Here is a 19,602-nt window from a genome sequence, read left to right on the forward strand (position 1 = left end):
TGATTGTGTCCTAGCCCACTAGGGCCGATGAAACTCAGTCTAACCCTGGTGTTACCAATTTGTGGTCGGTATCACCAATTTTTTAATTTGGTAGACCGTGGTTGCTATGATTGGGGTAGATTCGACCGATCATCCAACAACTGGAGCTGCCCGCGGAGTGCGGGCCGACTGGAGAGCTGAAGGGTTCATGTCACAACTGGTAGAACCGGCCTTGGAGCCGGCGAAAGATCCTTTTGACGCACTTGCTCAGGAAGACCCGCTCGTTGCTGCGCTCTCGGACATTGTTAAGAGCCTCAAGCCTGGCGATAAATTGCCGACGGAACGAGAACTCACCAAGCAGCTTGCCGTCGGTAGAACCGCGTTGCGTGACCGGTTGGGTGTCCTTGAAGGCTTGGGCATACTGGAACGTCGGCCCGGCTCGGGCACTTATGTGCAGGAGTTCAATCCGGCCTCCGTATCGATGGCCCTGAATTTGGGCATCAGTTCCGCCCAACTCCCGCTCAAGGCGCTGGAGTCGGTACGCATTGCGCTGGAGCGACAGGCGGCGATGGAGGCTGCGACGAGTGCTGACCCGGTGCTTGTCGCCTATATGCATCGCGCTTTGGACCTTATGGCGTCAGCGCAAGATCAGGCAACGAGGGATGAGGCTGATAGGCAATTCCACCAGGCGCTGCTCCGGTCCGCCTCCAATCCCGCCTTGACCTTCTTCGCGGACGCCATAGCTGGCGTTCTTACTCAAGATGTCAAGACGCGCTCCAGCCAGGCGCTTGCCGGAGAAGGTTCCCAGAGCTCCACTGAGTTTTTTTTGGATGCACATCGTGAAATCCACGAAGCTATTCTCGCCCGGGACCCAGAGCGAGCGATGGCAGCGGTAAACCATCATTTCATTCGCTTGGAGCCGGCCCACTAGCATCGCGACAGCCGTGACCGGAAAGCTGGCCGGTGCATCCAGGTTTGTTGTCCATCCGGCAGACTTCGAGAGGTGAAGCCTGCCGGATGGCGTTGTCTTTTCAGCGGCGGGAATTGATGGTCTCGATCAGCTTCGGAACCACGGAAAAGACATCTCCAACAACACCGAAATCAGCAATATCGAAGATGGGCGCATCCGGATCCGAGTTGATGGCTACGATCGTCTTCGCGGTTTGCATACCGGCCCGATGTTGGATCGCTCCGGAAATTCCCAGCGCCACGTACAGGTCCGGGGTCACGCTGACTCCGGTTTGGCCAACTTGCGAGTCACGGCCGACAAAACCAGCGTCAACAGCTGCCCGGGAAGCGCCAACGGCTGCTCCGAGTGCATCGGCAAGCTGCTCGACGAGCAAGAAATTCTCTTTGGAGGCCAGGCCTCGGCCACCTGAGACGACTTTAGTCGCAGCACGCAGTTCCGGGCGACTGGAAACTGTCATTGCAGAGGAGCCATCGATGACCACTGATTTGCGCTTTTCGCAAAGTACCTTTGCCGTGGTCATGGCAGGCGTAGCCGGCCTTGCCTGTGTTTCGATTGCTCCTTCTCGGAGCGTTATTACCGGTAGGCCGTCGGCAACCATGGACTCAACCGCGTAGGATCCTCCGAAAACAGAGTGCGTGGCAATTATTGTTCCGTCAGTGAGCTGCAGGTCGACCGCATCGGCGATCAGTCCGCCCTTCGTGCGGACTGTGAGACGGCCAGCGAGTTCCCGCCCTCCTGGAGTAGCGGCCAAAAGAACTGCTAAAGGCTTAAAGTGTTCCACTGCCAGGTGCAGCGCCTCCAACTGAGGTGCCAACAGGAGAGATTCGGCGTCCTCGCAGTAAGCCGCGAATACGTGTTCGGCTCCGAGGTTGCCCAGCTCCGCGACGACACTGTCCTCTATGGGTCTTGAAGCGACCAGAACGGCCACCGGCGAGCCTAGCTGCGAAGCCGCAGCGAGGACCTCCCGGGTGCTCCGGCTGAGTTTTCCTTCGGGAGAAGTGTCAACTGACACTAGTACGTTGGGCATCGTCGCTTCCTCTTTCAAATGAGTTTGCTGGAGATAAGAAATTCGGCCAGATCGTTGGCAGCCGCGCCATCATCGACGATCTTTTTACCGGCAGTCCTTGCCGGCTTGGCGTTGGTGGACACGACAACGGATTGGCCGCTCCCGTTACGGTCCGATGCCACCAGGCCCAGGTCAGCGAGGGAGAGGTTTGTGATGGATTTTCGCTTGCCCGACAGAATGCCCTTAAAGTTTGGAAAGCGTACCTCAGGTGAGCGTTCTGTGACTGTCACGAGGGCCGGCAGCGTCGTATGCAGTTTCATGACTGTTCCATCTCCGTGGCGTTGACCGCTGACAAGATTTCCCGAGACGTCCACATCGTCGACGAAGCCGAGCAAAGGCAGGCCCAGGTACTCGGCAATCATGGCCGGCACCGCTCCGGTCCAGCCGTCTGTGGACTGGCTTCCGGCGATTGCGAGGTCAAATGTGGAGTCGCGCAGGGCAGTTGAGAGGACCTGGGAAGTCCAGACTGAGTCAGCTCCGATAAGTCCGTCGTCGCAGACATGAATGGCCGAATCCGCTCCTGTTGACAGGCACTTGCGCAGTGCCGCGTTAGCCTGCCGCGGCCCGACCGACATCGCTACAACTTCAGTTTTTTTGTCAACGTCCTTGAATCGCAGAGCCATTTCGAGCGCACGCTCGCTTATCTCGTCGACGACGCAACTGTCCGGACTTCGTTCAATGCGGCCGGTGGACATATCGAGCGATCGTTCGTCGGAGGTATCCGGAACTTGCTTGATGAGCACGATGATCTTCAAAGAACACTCCTTCGTGTATGGTCCGCGATGGCGTCGAGACGAGGCCCTTGACAGAAAGCTCACGTCTCGTAGAGTGGTGATACCAATTCGTCAGGCGGTGGTACCACTCTACACGCGGCGACTTCGAACGGAAAGGACGTGTCACATGAGTGCTCAGGTGTCTATTAATGACCTAGGCGACGGAGTTGAAGAGGCTGTATTCGCTGCTTGGCTGAAGGAGGTCGGGGACTCCGTCGCTGTCGGTGAAGCAATCGCCGAGGTCATGACCGACAAGGTCAACCTCGAAATCGAGTCAACCGTGGCCGGCGTGCTTGCGAGCCAGGATTGTGAGCCCGAGGACACTGTCCGCCTTGGCCAGGTCATCGGCTTGATTGATGTGCAGGCATCATGAGCTTTGACCACGGAACACCAGAGGGCCGAATGAACCTGTGGCGGGCGATGGTCCGGGGTCGTGCTTTCGATCAAGCCATGTGCCGGCACAACAACCATTGGCATGAGGCCCGCGGCGAAGAAGCGGTCTTCATCGGAGGTTTCGCGCAACTTGAAGCAGACGATATCGTCGCACCTCATTTCCGCGGTGCTTGCGCCGTTAGCCTGATGCGTGGCAGTGATCCGGCCGAGTTGGCTGCCGGGGTCTTCGGCACGGATGGAAGCAATTCGGGGGGAAACTGGCGCGGGGACATCTGTCCCACTCCCAGTGAGCGCTTTATCGGGATGTTCTCGGGTTCGCTTGGAACCACCGTCGCGTACGCAACCGGAGCCGCGCTCCATCTGCAGCAGCGACACCTGAAAAACGTCGCCGTCTGTGCATTCGGCGACGGCACCGCGAACGCGGGCATTGTGGCTGAGTCAATGAATCTTGCATCCATGCTGAAGCTGCCGCTGGTTTTCATTTGCCAAAACAACCAGTACGCCACCTCTCTTCCGGCGACCACTGCCATTGCCGGGGGGACAGTATCTGACCGGGCAAAGGCTTTGGGACTTGAGGTCGTTGACGTTGACGGCAACGATCTCGAGGCAGTGATCAGTGCCCGCGCCACAGCGGTCGCGCGGGCACGCGAGGGCGGAGGTCCTACTTTGATCCACGCGCTCACCTACCGGATGGGAGGGCACTACATGAATGATCCGGAGACATATCGAACAAGAGACGAAGTGGCCGCTTGGGAGAAGCTGGATCCCATCACACGCTTCGAGCAGAAGCTGATTGTTGCTGGCGAATTAGGGGCCGACGAAGCTGCCTCGGAGACGCTGTCCCTGATGGCGGAAATGAATGACATTGTTGCGGCGGCCAAAGATGCTCCGCCGACAGAGAACTTGGTACTGAACCCGTCGGCCTATGCCGAGGACTGGAGAATCGCATCGTGACCAGGATGACCATCAGTGAAGCCATCGTTGCGGCGATCGGCGATGCAATGGACACAGACGATTCTGTGTACCTTCTGGGGCAAGACATTGGGATCTTCGAGGGTCCAATGCAGTCAACAAAGGGGTTGTGGGAACGGTTCGGTCCCGCCGGCCGACTCATTGATGCGCCCATCTCTGAGGCGTCCATGGTTGGCAGTGCTGTGGGGGCCGCAATGGCCGGCAGCCGCCCCATTATCGACCTCATGTTTGCTGAATTCCTCGCCCTCACCATGACGCCGCTGGCTCTTGAAGGCGCCTCGGTGGCTTATCGCACCCGGTCCGGGGTTACCGTTCCCCTTGTCGTGAGGGCGAAATTTGGGATTGGGCCGCACCGCGGCCATGCCGAGTCGTGCATTGGCATGCTGATGGGCTTTCCCGGCTTGAAGATCGTCATCCCGACCAGTCCACAGGATGCCTACTCTCTGATGCGCGCAGCTATTCAAGATGACAATCCGGTCGTCTTCCTCGAACACATGAGTCTGCTCCACGGTGCACGGGCAGAGGTGGACACACAGCTGAGCATCGAAATAGGAACAGCAAGCATACGGCGGCCCGGGAATGACGTCACTGTCGTAGCCTCAGGCTTGATGGTCTCCCGCGCACTTCGAGCTGCCAAGGCTTTAGCGGCCGAAGGCATCGACGTTGAGCTTATTGATACCCGGTCGATGGCCCCTTTGGATATTTCCACCATTCTGAAGTCGGTGCAACGAACAGGCCGCCTGGTTATAGCCGAAGAGTCCTGGCCCGTCGCGGGTCCGGCGTCCGAAATTTGCGCACAACTGATCCGTGCGGTGGACGGTCTCCCAAGTTTCACTGTCGACTTCGTGGAGCCACCCCACACCCCCGTTCCCTTCGCGGCACAGTTGGAAGCGGCTTTCGTTCCTAGCATCGAAAACATCGCAGCCGCGGTCAGTAAGGCACACGGAAGGAACGCGATCGCCAGGTCCACTGCCGTTCCCGCAGAGGGAGGCGCAGCGTGACCGATATGAGTACGACGACGGCTCCCGGGGAACGTCGCATTAAAATTTCGGGGATCCGCAAAATCATTTCAGACCGCATGGTCCTGTCACACACACAAATCCCGGGTGTCCACGTTGTCGAGGAATGTGACGTCACTGAGGTTGATCTCAGCAGGATCGTGGCCATCACCTGCTCGTCAATCGGACAACTTTCTGCCACGTACCCCTACTTCAACGCCCATGTCGTGGACTCGGAAATTGTCTGCTTCGACGAGTGCAACGTGGCCATAGCCGTAGATACCCCACGCGGCCTCATGGTCCCGGTGATTCGCAACGTAGGAAACCGAAAAGTCGACGATATCCAGGAAGAGATTCGACGGCTGGCTGCACTCGCACGCGACGGCAAGCTCACTCCAGCTGACATGACCGGGGCAACAGTCACGCTCACCAGCCCCGGGAAACGAGGCGGGGTCTTGGCGACTCCGCTCATCAGCCATCCTCAGACTGCAATTATTGGGGTCCACCGGGCTGTCCAACGCCCTGTGGTCCGTGACGGTGCAGTGGTTGTTCGGACACTCTCGAACGTCACCGTAACGTTCGACCATCGTGTAATTGATGGAGCCACCGCAGGAGACTACACCTTGGAACTCTGTCGACTCATTGAATCCTCGGGAATCCGCTAACTGCCGCGGTTCACGGAAGCACGGAGAATCTGTCATGTCTACTAAGTCCAAAGCCCCACCCACAGCCAGGCGACGCTGGGTTCACATAACAGGCAGGGTTGCGCTGGCTCTCGGCATCCTGCTTGTATTCGTCCTGTTGGGACTGTGGCTCCGCGAGATGAGCCCGATACAAGATTTCATCGCGGCGTATCCCGGTGAGTCGCACCAGCCCGAAGGAGCGCAACCAGGTATTCCGGCGTGGGTGGGATGGCAGCACTTCCTCAACTCTTTGCTGATCGTACTGATCATCCGATCAGGGTGGCTTGTTCGAACTCGAAGCAAACCGCCTGCGTACTGGACACCCAAGAGACTGATTTGGTCGAAGAAGTCCCAGAAGGGGCTCACAAAGATCAGCCTGGACCTTTGGTTTCATCTCTCCCTTGATGCGCTCTGGGTACTCAACGGTGCCGTGTTTTTCGTTCTCATCTTCGCGACGGGGCACTGGATGCGGCTTGTACCCACGGGGTGGGACGTCGTGCCCAACGCGGCGTCAGCTGCCCTGCAGTACATTTCTCTAAATTGGCCTGTGGAGAACGGCTGGAACAACTACAACTCGCTGCAACTGTTGGCGTACTTCACAACAGTTTTCGTTGCTTCACCTCTATCCATAGTGACAGGCCTACGAATGTCCCCGGCCTGGACAAAGGCCCCCGCCATATTGAGTCGCATTCTCCCCATGGAGATCTGCCGCAAGGTGCATCTTTGGGTGATGTTCTATCTGGTTTCGTTCATTGCTGTTCACGTGACTCTGGTTTTGGCCACGGGTACGCTGCGAAACCTAAACCATATGTACGCCGCACAGGACGGTGAAAGCTGGGTTGGTTTCTGGATTTTCTCCGCTTCCCTGGCCGCTATGGTCGCCGCGTGGGGATTGGCGCGACCTCTGTTCCTGCGCCCGGTGGCCGCTATGACAGGGTCGGTCACCCGTTAGAAGCTGGCCAGGAATGCTTCAACTGATGCGAAGGGCGTCGAAATGGTCATCGATTGCCTGCATCGCAGCAGAAGGATCACCGGCAACGATTGCGTCATGGATCCTCTGATGGTGCTCGACCAACAAGGTTTGGACGGAGTCAGTGAGTCTCGTGCTGTTTAGACGCGCGCTGCGGTATGCGAGGTCTTGGGCGAAGACATCAGAGAGTGCTTCAGCAAAGAAGGACAGTGCGGGATTCCCTGCCGCCCTAAGAAGGGACTGGTGGAATGCGAGATCGGCATCCATGACGTCTGCTCGGACATCTGTGGATGCCATCGTGTTAATGGCGCGCTGCATATAAGCAACAAGGACGGGATCCGATGATGTAGCCGCTTCACGGCCCGCTTGCCGCTCTAGCGCGATCCGGACAGATTCAAGAGCAGATACCGGAAGGTGCGACGAAGCAATGGCCAAGTTCAGAGCCAGTGCCAGAGCATCTGGGTTTAGAGTCTCAACAAATGTTCCCGACCCGGTACGGCGCCGCAGGATTCCCAAACCCTCGAGCACCCCCAAACGGTCGCGTAACGCCGTCCTACTCACTCCCAGTTCAAGGGCAAGGTCGCGTTCACTAGGAAGTCGATCGCCAGGACGCAGTTCCCTAATGAGCCGCGCGAGAGCTGCAGAGACTGGGTCGTTCGCGAAGACGCTGGCGAGGGAGTGGACTTCCCCATCATGTATTGTCATCGGCCCTTACCTCATTCACCTCTTGGCGGACCCTCCGATTCTATAGGTAGCCACTTCAGAGCTCTTGACACCGGGTCCACAACTCGTAGAGTGGTAGTACCAATTTGTAAAGCGGTGATACCGAAGTAGTTGAGTATCAGTCGCCCCTCACAGCATCTCTCCGGAAAGCTCTCCAGTGGCTTTCGAAAAGACGTGAAGGAAGCCCCCATTTGGGGCAAGAAACCTATGTGGAATGGAAGATGTGCATGCATGCCTTGCAAAGCTCAGCAGATTTCGTCGATGTAACATATGCCACAAATCATGCTGCACAACGGGATCTCGTAGCCACGCTCCGGTCCAAGTTGGCCACGGCGGCCCTCGGCGGCCCAGCCAAGTCGCGTGAGCGGCACATCTCCCGCGGGAAACTGCTGCCGAGGGAACGCATCGACTACTTGCTCGATGACGGCAGCCCGTTCCTTGAGATCGCGCCTCTGGCTGCGAATGGCATGTACAACGATGATTCGCCAGGTGCCGGGGTTATCGCAGGTATTGGCCTGGTCCATGGTCGCCATGTTCTGGTGATTTCCAATGACGCCACCGTCAAGGGCGGTACCTACTATCCCATGACCGTGAAGAAGCACCTCCGGGCCCAGGAAATCGCCTTGGAGAACAAGCTTCCCTGCATCTACCTCGTGGACTCCGGCGGAGCTTTCCTACCGAAGCAGGACGAGGTTTTCCCGGATAAAGAGCACTTCGGCCGGATCTTCTTCAATCAGGCCAAAATGTCCGCAGCCAAGATCCCGCAGATCGCCTCTGTCATGGGATCGTGCACGGCCGGCGGCGCCTATGTACCTGCAATGAGCGATGAGACGGTCATCGTCCGGAACCAGGGCACGATCTTTCTGGGTGGCCCGCCCTTGGTCAAAGCAGCCATTGGTGAGATTGTCAGCGCCGAGGACCTGGGCGGCGGCGACGTTCACTCGCGGATTTCCGGCGTAACGGACCACCTGGCCGAGAACGATCAGCACGCGCTGGAAATTGTCCGGGACATCGTAGCGACGTTGCCGAAGCCGGCGCAGCCGGCCTGGGACGTGTCCGACGTCGTCCTGCCGCCCGTCGTCGATCCTTCAGAGATCTACGGCGTGGTTCCCACGGACGTCAACGCCCAGTACGACGTCCGCGAAGTCATTGCCAGGCTGGTTGATGGATCCGAATTCCACGAGTTCAAGAAGAACTACGGCACCACCCTGGTGACCGGCTTCGCGCACCTGCACGGCCATCCAGTGGGCATCGTGGCCAACAACGGCGTCCTCTTCAGCGAATCGTCGCTCAAAGGCGCCCACTTCATCGAGCTCTGCGATCAACGCGGCATTCCCCTGATCTTCCTGCAGAACCTCTCCGGCTTCATGGTGGGCAAAGACGTCGAACAAGGCGGCATCGCCAAGAACGGCGCAAAAATGGTCACCGCCGTAGCTACGGCACGCGTGCCGAAACTGACTGTAGTGATCGGTGGTTCCTTCGGGGCCGGCAACTACTCCATGTGCGGGCGGGCGTACTCGCCGCGGTTTATGTGGATGTGGCCGGCCGCCCGTATTTCTGTGATGGGCGGAAACCAGGCCTCCAGCGTCCTCGCCACGGTCAAAAGGGACCAGTACGAGGCGGCCGGCCAGGAATGGTCCACCGAGGACGAGGAAGCCTTCAAAGCCCCCATCAAACAGCAATACGAAGACCAGGGAAGCCCCTACTACTCCACCGCACGTCTCTGGGACGACGGCATCATCGATCCCGCTGACACCCGCCGTGTCCTGGGGATGGCCCTGGACGTCGTCTCCCGCCAACAACTGCCGGAGACCTCCTTCGGTCTCTTCAGAATGTGAGCCCACAATGACTCATCCCTCACTCACCTCTTCCGCTCACAATCCCACCGGCATCGGCTCAACTAGACCCCTCTTCGAAACTGTGCTCATTGCCAACCGTGGTGAGATAGCCTGCCGCATCATCCGGACCCTGCGGTCCTTGGGCATCCAGTCAGTAGCTGTGTATAGCGATGCTGACTCCCATGCCCGGCATGTGCAAGAGGCAGATCGAGCGGTGCGGATCGGCCCCGCCTCTGTCACTGAGAGCTACCTGAACATTGGCGCCGTAATCCGAGCCTGCCGGGAATCCGGCGTCGACGCTGTGCACCCTGGGTATGGATTCCTCAGCGAAAACGTCGACTTCGCCCGTGAACTTCAAGCGGCCGGCATCGCCTTCATTGGTCCCGGAGTCGAATCGCTAAACGTCATGGGCGACAAAATCCGTTCCAAGAATCATGTTGCCGGTTACGGCGTTCCAGTCGTCCCAGGCATCGCGCAGCCCGGTATGACAGACGGACAACTCATCGACGAAGCAGCTGCTGTCGGATTTCCGCTGCTGATCAAGCCCTCCGCGGGTGGTGGCGGCAAAGGCATGCACGTTGTCGAAGATCCAGCGGACCTGCCGGCTACCCTGGCTACTGCCCGCCGCGTCGCAGCCAGTGCTTTCGGTGATGACACTCTCTTCCTTGAGCGTCTGGTCCGCACTCCCAGGCACATCGAGGTCCAAATCCTGGCCGACAATCACGGCAACGTGATCCATCTAGGCGAACGCGAATGTTCGCTGCAGCGCCGCCATCAGAAAGTCATCGAAGAAGCCCCCTCGCCGCTGCTTGGAGGACTTCACGATGGGGAAGCCGTCCGCGCTCGGATCGGGGAAGCGGCCTGCCAAGCGGCGCGCAGCGTCGACTACAGCGGTGCAGGTACTGTCGAATTTATCGTCTCCAATGATGCTCCGGACGAGTTCTTCTTCATGGAGATGAACACCCGGCTGCAGGTGGAACACCCCGTCACGGAAATGGTCACCGGAGTGGACCTCGTCGAATGGCAGGTAAGGATCGCCGCCGGTGAAGAACTTACTTTGTCGCAATCCGATGTCGAACTCAAGGGTCACGCCGTCGAGGCCCGGATCTACGCGGAAAACCCCGAGCAGAACTTCTTACCGTCAACCGGCACGGTTCAGCTCTTACACGAACCGGCAACTTGGACGGCAGCCGGGGCAGAGGCGAAAGGTGAAGTTCGGATCGATTCAGCCCTGCTGCCCGGCCTTGAAATATCACCCCATTACGACCCGATGATCTCCAAAGTAATCGCCTGGGGCGAGGACCGTGAGTCGGCGCTCGATACCCTCGATGACGCACTCTCGGGCTACAGGCTACTTGGCGTCGAGACCAATGTGGAGTATCTGCGCCTGCTGATCAACGACGCCGAGGTCCGTGCAGGAGAGCTCGATACGGAACTTATTGAACGCAAGATGCCGGGGTTCTCCTTCAGGGCAGCTGCCGACAGAGAATTTGTGGCGACAGCCCTGTACCTGCTCGCGATGGACGCCGGCCGACCGGCGTTGGAAGCCGACGTTTGGACCCAGCCCACAGGCTGGCGCTTGGGAGAACACGCACCACGGCGCATCAGTCTAAGTGCTTCCAGTGGTGAGGTGAGGACCGTGTCAGTCACCCACGGGGACTGCACCGGCAGCGAGTTCGAGGTAAGCGTGGACAACGGTCCGCCGCACACCGCTGCTCTCTCCCAGCTCGGCGACGATGCCATTTTGCTGAGCTACAGCGGCGAAGTCCGTAAGTACTCCATCGCTACCACCACCAACAGCTCGTACCAACAACAAGTAATCAACTACCCGACCGCGTTGTATCTGGGCGAACACGGCTGGGCCTGCCGCATGGATATTCTGACACGTCAGGCCCGCCTCGACTGGATGCTAGGAAGGATCCAACGAGCGGAGGGCACGGTAGACCCCGAAGTCCGGTCCCCCATGCCGGGAACTGTCGTATCTGTAGCAGTCAGTACCGGTGAAGAAGTCGTTGCCGGCCAAGTCCTCCTCTCCGTGGAAGCCATGAAGATGGAACATCAACTACTGGCCCCGCAAGACGGAACCGTCCAAATAAACGCGCACACCGGTGCACTGGTCAGGGCGAACCAGATTTTGGCGACGGTCCGCGGTCCACAAGCCGTTGACTCTTAGAACTTCACACCGGATGGCACTTCTTCCTTAGACGCACCCGGACGCAACACCTCAACTCACGCGCTGTAAACAAAACACAGACAGAAGATATTAAGAAGGGAAACAAAAAATGGTCGATTTTGAACTCAGCGAGGAGTACCAAGAACTCCGGAAGACGGTGGCGGACTTCGCCGACGAAGTCGTCGCTCCCGTATCAAGCAAACACGACGAGGAACACAGCTTTCCGTACGACGTAGTTTCCCAGATGGCGGACATGGGCCTCTTCGGGCTCCCCTTTCCTGAAGAATATGGGGGCATGGGCGGCGACTACTTCGCACTCGCCCTCTCTCTGGAAGAACTCGCGCGAGTGGACCAGTCTGTAGCCATCACCCTGGAGGCCGGCGTCTCGCTCGGCGCCATGCCAATCTTCCGTTTTGGAACTGAAGACCAGAAGAACGAATGGCTGCCTAAGCTGACGTCCGGACGAGCACTGGCAGGATTCGGGCTCACAGAGCCGGAGGCCGGTTCCGATGCCGGCGGCACCCGAACCCACGCCCACCGTGATGGAGGCCAATGGGTGATCAACGGTAACAAAGAGTTCATCACCAACTCCGGAACGGACATCACCCGGCTCGTCACGGTCACCGCTGTCACCGGCCAGCGGGAACGCGAGGACGGCACCACGAAGAAAGAAATCTCCACCATTCTGGTCCCGTCCAACACTGCCGGGTTCACCGCCGAAAAGGCGTACAACAAGGTTGGCTGGAACGCTTCGGATACGCACCCTCTAACACTGAAGGACGTCCGGGTACCTGAGTCGAATTTGCTTGGAGAGGAAGGACGCGGCTACGCAAACTTCCTCGCCATCCTGGATGAGGGCCGAATCGCGATCGCTGCACTGGCCACCGGTGCAGCCCAAGGATGCGTGGACCTGTCCGTGAAGTACGCCAAGGAACGCAGCGCATTCGGACAGAACATCGGCAAGTACCAAGCCATCCAGTTCAAAATCGCGCGTATGCAGGCCAGAGCCCACACAGCGCGCCTTGCGTACTACGACGCCGCTGCCAGGATGCTAGCCGGCAAACCCTTTAAGACCGAAGCTGCTATTGCCAAGCTGGTCGCAGGCGAGGCAGCCATGGACAACGCGCGAGATGCTACCCAGGTGTTTGGCGGCTACGGCTTCATCAACGAATTCGCTGTAGCTCGACACTACCGAGACTCCAAAATTCTGGAGGTAGGCGAAGGTACCACTGAGGTCCAGCTGATGCTCATTGCCCGTGAACTCGGCCTGTAGCGGAGCGATAGAACCATGACGCAGATCCCTGTGCCCTCACCCGCGCACGCTCCCCCACTCATCGAACAACGTGGGCTGTACTTTGATGAACTCGACCTGGATGTCACCTATGCCCACCGGCCAGGCCGAACCGTCACCGAAACAGACAACGTGCTCTTTACCACCATCACAATGAATACCCAGCCCCTTCACTTGGACGCCGCATGGAGCGCCCAGCAGCCCCTTGGTCAAAGACTGATCAACTCCATGTTTACCCTGGCCACGATGGTGGGGCAGTCTGTAACCCAATTAACGCAGGGAACAATCATTGCCCAGCTAGGGATGACCGACGTTTCCTTCCCTCATCCGCTCTTTCACGGGGACACTCTGTACACCGAGACCGTTGTCCTCGAAAAGCGGCTGTCCGCCACCAGGCCCGGGCAGGGGATCGCCGTCATGAAACACACCGGCAGAAATCAACACATGGTTGCTGTCGCCGTAGCGACACGCAGCGCCCTCATGTGGACTGAAGACGCTCACAAAGCTTCCAGGCGGTTTTCATGAATATGGAATTCTCTACCGGCCCTGCACTCCTGTTTTGCCCCGCCGACAGACCTGACCGGTTCATCAAGGCCGCTGCCCGGTCAGACGCGGTCATTCTCGACCTCGAAGACGCCGTGGCATCAGAAGATCGGGTAGGAGCCAGACGGGAAATCCTCTCCCGGCTTAGCGACCATGGAAAATTCCACGGTCTGGAGCCCGACAGGACCATTGTTCGGATAAGTGGTGTAGCAACCGAAGACTTTGAAAAGGACCTGCAGTGGCTAGCACTTACGCCCTACCGCACCATAATGCTGGCCAAAACCGAGAACGCCGCACAGACCCGAGTCCTGGAGGGCTACCGAGTGGTTGCTCTCTGTGAGACCGCCGCGGGCGTGGCAAATGCAAACGCCATTGCTGCCGAGCCCAACGTAGTGGCCGTGATGTGGGGGGCCGAAGACTTGCTGGCATCTATCGGTGGGACATCAAGCCGTCATCCTAACGGGAGCTACCGGGACGTCGCGGTCCAGGCACGATCTTCTGTGCTCATAGCAGCGGCGGCTGCTGGCAAGCCCGCCATCGACTCGGTCTACTTGGATATCTTCGACCTTGACGGGCTGGCCGTCGAAGCCGGCGATGCCGCAGCCTCGGGCTTCGGGTTCAAAGCGTGCATCCATCCGAACCAAGTAGATGTAGTGCGCGCTGCCTACGCGCCCTCCGAAACTGAGGTTCTAGCCGCACAGAGGATCCTAGAAGCGGCGGCCAACGCCGAAAATGGCGTGTTCCGGCTCGACGGCAAGATGATCGACGGTCCGATCCTGAAGCATGCCGAGGCAACCCTGCATCGGTTCAAGCAAACACAAACGACCGAGCAGGACCTCAGCAGCTGAAAAGAAAGGAGGATGCCGTGTCACAAAGCGAGGAAAAATCACAGAGGTACGCCGAAGGTCTGGGCCTGCGAACAAAAGTAATGGGGAGTGCCCACGTGGAACTGGCCCTCAAACAAACCAGTGAATTCTGTCGTCCCGTTCAAGAACTTGTTACCGAGTATGCGTGGGGAGAAATCTGGTCCAGGCCCGGACTTGACCACAAGACCCGCAGCATGCTCAATCTCGCCATGCTCACGGCACTGAACCGTCCTCAGGAACTGGCAGGACATGTCCACGCAGCCCTCAACAACGGGCTCACGGAAGCACAAATCCAGGAAGTACTGCTGCAGACTTTGGTCTATTGTGGTGCCCCTGCTGCGCTGGCCTCGTTCCGGGTCGCCGAACAGGCGATCGCCGAGCACCATGACACAAGTTTCTCCACCGAACGGGCATGACGGGTGTATTACACCCACCCACGGTCGTTTGTCAGTCTAGGAACGAGAAGTACTGTCCACAGCAAGCTCTGCCGGATCACGGCACAGCTGGAAGGGCAGAGCCGATGAGTGCTGTTGTTCGGGACGACTTAGTCCTCTCCCGCGCGATCGTCACTGCAGACGTGAGCGCGCCGTTTGCGCACGCCAACATTGAGCAATGGTTGAAAACTCAGCAGGCCCTTGAATATCAGCAGCGCCCAGCTGGGCATAACAAGAACGCCGGCTACAGCGACGTGATGTCGATCAATGCTGAGGTAATTGGAACAGGCATCGTAATCGAGCAATACCGCATGGAAGTCGGCACCCCCACTACTGCAAAATGGTGTCAGTCCCCGATGCTTTCCCATCCTCCGTTTGGGCCACCACGCGGGTCATCTGGGAGCTTAGTATCGAGCAGCTGGAGGGTGATGAATTGCGGTTTACTAACACCGCGACGTCGCACCCTACTGAAGACTTCCTGACGATAATATTTGGGAGCGGGCAAACGTTCGAGGATGCCGCTGCCGCCTGTAAGCGAGCCTTAGGTGAGCGCTGCCTGCTGGAGACGCCCTACTACGCACAATGCATTGCGGCGTTTGACTCTGCCCGCGAGTCCAACGCTTCAGCTAACGAACGACAACCGAGGACAGGTAATGCCGAACCTCAACAGCTGGAATCCGTTCTCGGCTGACGGTCACGCAAATTGAATCCCTTGAGGAAACGTCTAGCTCTCGAGATGCCGACGGACCGCGGTCACCCCGTGAGAAGGCCGGACGCGTATGATTCGACGGATGGGTTCGCCGAGTGCAACCCGACATATGGTCCATTATCGGCGTTCAATCCACGGGAGTAGAAGTAGGTGCGAGTTGGCCGCGGCGCTCCGCCAACTCGCCACCGACGAACTCCCGTTTAGTGGACGCGATCCACCTGGTCCGGAATGACGCTGCCGTCCTCGCGGAGCACCGGTCCCTTGCTGTTGTCCGGATTGGTATACGCCTTGGTGGCGCATGCATAGGGCTCGCTACGCTGAGGTTTGGGGTCGATGAACATAGGCGTGATCAGCCACTTGCCATCTTCATTGTCGTACGCGCGGCACATTATTTCGGCATTATTCCGGTTCACAACCAGTCTGGCTTCGGTGGCGTCGCCGACGAATGTAACGTCCGTGCCAGAGTCGCCGGCGGCCAGGATCTGGCGGCGTTCAGCGGGAAGCTGCTCAAAGGCTGAAGGCCCCTCGACGCCGAAGATCACCTGATTGGCCCAGCAACGTTTTCCTTCGATGTAGGTCATGACGGAATCTTCGCCGTCGGGTATTCCGCCGCAGCCTTTCAGATGGGAGGTTTGGATGCCGTTCTCATATACGCTGCGGACGCCAACGACGTGCCCGGCATCGATGCCGACATCGCCGGCCCACGCCTTGACCACCGGCTCAGGGGATGCGGACACCACCCAGGTTTCGATGCCGTGCGCCTGGAGGGTTCCGATGAGGTCCTTGATCTGTGGGTAGATCCGTATGTAGCCGTCCACCTGCTGACTTCCAACGGTCTGCATGCTGCCCTCCGCTGCGGACAGGTTCTCCTGCTTCATTGCGAGTGCGAACTGGCCGAGCTGCTCCTCGGTATAGCCGGCAGACAAGGCCGTACCCCAAGCGTAGGCGCCTATGAGGTGGCGGGCGTTGAAGCCCTCAAAAGCTGGTTCGCCCGAGCGCGTCTTGTCCTCGAGGATGGCGAGGATTTCATCAGCGCAGTCCGTGTTGCTGCTGGTTTTGAGGGGCTGGCCAGCGGGCGTGTCGGTGCCGCATGCCGTTGACAGCGCCGTAGCGGCCGCGTCCGTAAGGTAGCGGTTTGTGCTCTTCCAGTCCTTGTTGGCCGGTTGCAGGACTTTGTCGTGGCGCAGCATCCAGAAGTTGGTGCCGTAGCCAATGTCGTTCTTCACTACGGTGTTGTCCCAGTCGAAGATTGCCACTGGGGCTTTGTCTCCACGGGCCGTTCCGGTGCAGCTGCTGTGGGCGTCAATGGTCTTTTGTAATTGTTCGCGGACCTCCCCAGGCCACGCCATTTGGGCCTCAAGTTGGCGGCATTCAGCCGCTGTCCCGGCGTTGTTTGCCAGTGGCGTGGCGCAGGACGTGGCCGACATGAGCGTGGTCACTATCGCTGCGGAGGTTGCAAGGCGGACATAGTGTCTCCTGCGGGATTCCTTCCTGTGGATGTTGACATAGTTGACCTGACCTGACGAAGATGCGGACATGCTTTCCCCCTGCTCTCAAGAGTCTTAATGGTCTGTAAATAGTCCAAATGTCTTGAGTAAGTGTGAGGTACACCACCTGCAATAGTCAAGGAATTCGAGCCAACGTGCATAGCCGCAACCATCACCGGCCGTGTCGAAGCCAGAATGATTGGCCTTTTTTCAGGCCAAAATGGAGTATCAAGCGCCGACGTAGGCCGCCAGATGCTTACCCGTAAGCGTTGAGCGATCAGCCACAAGGTCAGCTGGCGTTCCGGAGAAGACGACCTTGCCGCCGTCGTGCCCTGCGCCGGGCCCGAGATCGATAATCCAGTCGGCATGCGCCATGACAGCCTGATGATGTTCGATCACGATGACCGACTTTCCCGACTCGACCAAGCGGTCCAGCATTCCCAGCAGGTTTTGGACGTCGGCCAGGTGCAGGCCTGTAGTCGGCTCGTCCAGGATGTAGATATCGCCCTTTTCGGACATTTGCGTAGCAAGCTTGAGCCGCTGGCGTTCGCCGCCCGAGAGGGTGGTGAGAGGCTGTCCAAGCGTCAGGTAACCGAGTCCGACGTCGGCCAGGCGGTCCAGGACCTTATGGGCGCCGGGTGTGCGCGCTTCGCCTTCACTGAAGAAAACCTCAGCCTCGTCCACAGACATTGCAAGCACGTCTGCAATATTGCGGCCGCCAAGCCTGTACTCCAATACGGCTGCCTGGAAGCGCTTTCCCTCACATTCCTCACAGGTGGATTCCACAGTGGCCATGACCCCCAGGTCTGTGTAAATTACTCCTGCGCCGTTACATGTGGGGCATGCCCCCTCCGAGTTGGAGCTGAAAAGTGCAGGTTTCACATTGTTGGCCTTGGCGAACGCCTTACGGATGGGCTCAAGGAGTCCCGTGTATGTTGCAGGATTGCTTCGGCGTGAACCCCGTATGGCACCTTGGTCGATCACCAAGACACCTTCGCGGTTTGCTACTGAGCCGTGAATCAGTGAGCTCTTGCCGGATCCGGCCACGCCGGTGAGCACACACAACACGCCCAGCGGAAGGTCAACATCCACGTTTTGAAGGTTGTTGGTGGATGCGCCACGGACCTCAAGCGTGCCGGAGGCTGAACGAACCCGCTCCTTGATGGACGCCCGGTCGTCCAAATGGCGTCCGGTGATGGTGTCACTCCCCCGCAGCCCGTCCAGGTCGCCTTCGAAACATACGGTGCCGCCGCCAGTGCCCGCGCCGGGCCCCAGATCTACTACGTGGTCGGCGATCGCTATGGTTTCCGGCTTGTGTTCGACCACCAGCACCGTGTTGCCCTTATCCCGCAACTGCAGCAGCAACTGGTTCATGCGTTCGATGTCATGCGGGTGGAGCCCGATAGTTGGCTCATCGAAGACGTATGTGACGTCAGTCAGGGATGAGCCCAGGTGCCGGATCATCTTGGTCCGCTGCGCCTCTCCCCCGGACAACGTGCCGGCAGGCCGGTCAAGCGACAGATATCCGAGGCCTATCTCGGCGAAGGAATCCAAAAGATGCTGCAGTCCCTTGAGAAGTGGTGCCACTGAAGGCTCTTCGAGCTCCCGGATCCAAACGGCCAGGTCACTGATCTGCATCTTGCAGACATCGGCAATGCTCTTGCCTTTGATCTTGGAAGATCGGGCCTCCGGACTCAACCTTGTACCTTCACACTCCGGACAGGTGGTGAATGTGATGGCCCGCTCGACGAAGGCGCGGATATGCGGTTGAAGTGCGTCGACGTCCTTGGAGAGCATCGATTTCTGGATCTTGGGGATGACGCCTTCATAGGTGAGGTTGATGCCTTCTACCTTGATCTTGGTGGGTTCCCGGTACAGGAGGTCGTGGAGCTCCTTCTTGCTGAACTTGGCGATTGGCTTGTCCATGTTGAAGAAGCCTGACCCGCTGAAGATCCGGCCATACCAACCATCCATCGTGTATCCGGGAATGCTGAGAGCGCCCTCGTTCAAGGACTTGCTGTCGTCGTACAGCGCGGTGAGATCGAAATCGTTGACCGAGCCCATTCCTTCGCAGCGTGAGCACATGCCGCCCAGGCGATGGAAGCTGGCCTTCTCCGTCTTGGTTTTACCCTCACCGCGGTCCACTGTGATGGCCCCGCTGGCCTTAACGGTTGGCACGTTGAACGAGTACGCGTTGGGCGATCCGATGTGGGGCTGCCCGAGCCGGCTGAAGAGAATGCGGAGCATGGCATTGGCATCTGTCGCAGTGCCCACGGTTGAGCGCGGATTCGATCCCATCCTCTCCTGATCCACGATGATGGCTGTGGTCAGGCCTTCCAACATGTCCACGTCCGGCCGCGACAACGACGGCATGAAGCCCTGGACAAAAGCGCTGTAGGTCTCATTGATCATTCGCTGGGACTCTGCCGCGATGGTCCCAAAGACCAACGAACTCTTGCCCGAACCGGAAACGCCGGTGAACACGGTGAGGCGACGCTTGGGGATCTCGAGGCTGATGTCCTTGAGGTTGTTCTCACGCGCACCTTGCACCCGTATGAGGTCGTGGGTGTCTGCTACGTGCGACGCAGGAGACTGAGTGTCGGTGCTCGTGGCAATGCTCATGATCGCTCCATCTGTTAGGCGGCGCTGCCCAACAGTCCCCCGTCGGCGTCGCCTGGCTAGGACTGACCAGCCTCGGTCAGTACGTAAAAATTCTCGTTCGTCGTCGCGAATG

At 58.8% G+C, this 19,602-nt stretch carries 17 protein-coding genes; 12 read left to right on the plus strand and 5 right to left on the minus strand.

Annotated features, from left to right (window positions below; translation table 11 throughout):
• Positions 1-187 precede the first annotated feature (187 nt).
• Positions 188-910 carry an FCD domain-containing protein gene (locus LDN75_RS13270; RefSeq protein WP_223932766.1) on the plus strand — a complete coding sequence of 241 codons (723 nt, stop codon included), beginning with the start codon at positions 188-190 and terminating at the stop codon, positions 908-910.
• Between the two features lie 100 nt (positions 911-1,010).
• On the opposite strand, the gene LDN75_RS13275 is transcribed toward LDN75_RS13270, so the two are convergent.
• A complete protein-coding gene (locus LDN75_RS13275; RefSeq protein ID WP_223932767.1) occupies positions 1,011-1,976 on the minus strand; it encodes an electron transfer flavoprotein subunit alpha/FixB family protein in 966 nt (321 codons plus the stop codon).
• 14 nt (positions 1,977-1,990) lie between these two features.
• Positions 1,991-2,770 (minus strand): electron transfer flavoprotein subunit beta/FixA family protein, encoded by a 780-nt coding sequence (locus LDN75_RS13280; protein ID WP_223932768.1) that lies wholly within the window; start codon positions 2,768-2,770, stop codon positions 1,991-1,993.
• A gap of 145 nt (positions 2,771-2,915) precedes the next feature.
• Between LDN75_RS13280 and LDN75_RS13285 the strand changes: the two genes are divergently transcribed.
• Genes LDN75_RS13285 through LDN75_RS13305 form a run of 5 tightly spaced genes read left to right on the plus strand, consistent with a single transcriptional unit; the run spans position 2,916 to position 6,786 of the window.
• Complete coding sequence (locus LDN75_RS13285; RefSeq protein WP_179018270.1) at positions 2,916-3,161, plus strand: lipoyl domain-containing protein; 246 nt, start codon at positions 2,916-2,918, stop codon at positions 3,159-3,161.
• Positions 3,158-4,135, plus strand: a complete 978-nt coding sequence (locus LDN75_RS13290; RefSeq protein WP_223932769.1) for a thiamine pyrophosphate-dependent dehydrogenase E1 component subunit alpha — start codon at positions 3,158-3,160, stop codon at positions 4,133-4,135. Before LDN75_RS13285 ends, LDN75_RS13290 begins: the two co-directional genes overlap by 4 nt.
• 5 nt (positions 4,136-4,140) lie before the next feature.
• The gene (locus tag LDN75_RS13295) at positions 4,141-5,154 is read left to right on the plus strand and encodes a transketolase C-terminal domain-containing protein (protein WP_223937577.1); all 1,014 of its coding nucleotides are present in this window, start codon (positions 4,141-4,143) and stop codon (positions 5,152-5,154) included.
• 5 nt (positions 5,155-5,159) lie between these two features.
• Positions 5,160-5,816, plus strand: coding sequence for a 2-oxo acid dehydrogenase subunit E2 (locus LDN75_RS13300; RefSeq protein ID WP_223937578.1), 657 nt, complete (start codon positions 5,160-5,162; stop codon positions 5,814-5,816).
• 34 nt (positions 5,817-5,850) lie between these two features.
• Positions 5,851-6,786: a cytochrome b/b6 domain-containing protein gene (locus LDN75_RS13305; RefSeq protein WP_223932770.1), complete on the plus strand. Its 936-nt coding sequence runs from the start codon at positions 5,851-5,853 to the stop codon at positions 6,784-6,786.
• 18 nt (positions 6,787-6,804) lie between these two features.
• On the opposite strand, the gene LDN75_RS13310 is transcribed toward LDN75_RS13305, so the two are convergent.
• Positions 6,805-7,509: an FCD domain-containing protein gene (locus LDN75_RS13310; RefSeq protein ID WP_223932771.1), complete on the minus strand. Its 705-nt coding sequence runs from the start codon at positions 7,507-7,509 to the stop codon at positions 6,805-6,807.
• Between the two features lie 245 nt (positions 7,510-7,754).
• Here LDN75_RS13310 and LDN75_RS13315 point away from each other — a divergent pair, with 245 nt between their 5' ends.
• The 6 genes from LDN75_RS13315 to LDN75_RS13340 all read left to right on the plus strand — a co-directional run bounded on the left by LDN75_RS13315 (position 7,755) and on the right by LDN75_RS13340 (position 14,654).
• On the plus strand, positions 7,755-9,365 hold the full coding sequence (locus tag LDN75_RS13315; RefSeq protein ID WP_223932772.1) for a carboxyl transferase domain-containing protein: 1,611 nt from the start codon (positions 7,755-7,757) through the stop codon (positions 9,363-9,365).
• A gap of 7 nt (positions 9,366-9,372) precedes the next feature.
• Positions 9,373-11,538 (plus strand): biotin carboxylase N-terminal domain-containing protein, encoded by a 2,166-nt coding sequence (locus LDN75_RS13320; protein ID WP_223932773.1) that lies wholly within the window; start codon positions 9,373-9,375, stop codon positions 11,536-11,538.
• Positions 11,539-11,647: 109 nt separating this feature from the next.
• Positions 11,648-12,811: an acyl-CoA dehydrogenase family protein gene (locus LDN75_RS13325; RefSeq protein WP_223932774.1), complete on the plus strand. Its 1,164-nt coding sequence runs from the start codon at positions 11,648-11,650 to the stop codon at positions 12,809-12,811.
• A gap of 15 nt (positions 12,812-12,826) precedes the next feature.
• Entirely contained in the window at positions 12,827-13,354 is a 528-nt protein-coding gene (locus LDN75_RS13330) for a MaoC family dehydratase (RefSeq protein ID WP_223932775.1), read from the plus strand.
• Positions 13,355-13,356: 2 nt separating this feature from the next.
• Positions 13,357-14,220, plus strand: a complete 864-nt coding sequence (locus LDN75_RS13335) for a CoA ester lyase (RefSeq protein ID WP_275959817.1) — start codon at positions 13,357-13,359, stop codon at positions 14,218-14,220.
• A 17-nt stretch (positions 14,221-14,237) separates the two neighbouring features.
• The gene (locus tag LDN75_RS13340) at positions 14,238-14,654 is read left to right on the plus strand and encodes a carboxymuconolactone decarboxylase family protein (RefSeq protein WP_223932777.1); all 417 of its coding nucleotides are present in this window, start codon (positions 14,238-14,240) and stop codon (positions 14,652-14,654) included.
• Positions 14,655-15,581: 927 nt separating this feature from the next.
• Here LDN75_RS13340 and LDN75_RS13345 read toward each other — a convergent pair.
• Both LDN75_RS13345 and LDN75_RS13350 read right to left on the minus strand, forming a co-directional pair.
• Positions 15,582-16,919, minus strand: a complete 1,338-nt coding sequence (locus LDN75_RS13345) for a haloacid dehalogenase-like hydrolase (protein WP_223932778.1) — start codon at positions 16,917-16,919, stop codon at positions 15,582-15,584.
• Between the two features lie 177 nt (positions 16,920-17,096).
• Positions 17,097-19,490: an excinuclease ABC subunit UvrA gene (locus tag LDN75_RS13350; protein ID WP_223932779.1), complete on the minus strand. Its 2,394-nt coding sequence runs from the start codon at positions 19,488-19,490 to the stop codon at positions 17,097-17,099.
• Positions 19,491-19,602 lie beyond the last annotated feature (112 nt).

It is taken from the genome of Arthrobacter sp. StoSoilB5, from assembly GCF_019977235.1.
GTDB lineage: Bacteria > Actinomycetota > Actinomycetes > Actinomycetales > Micrococcaceae > Arthrobacter.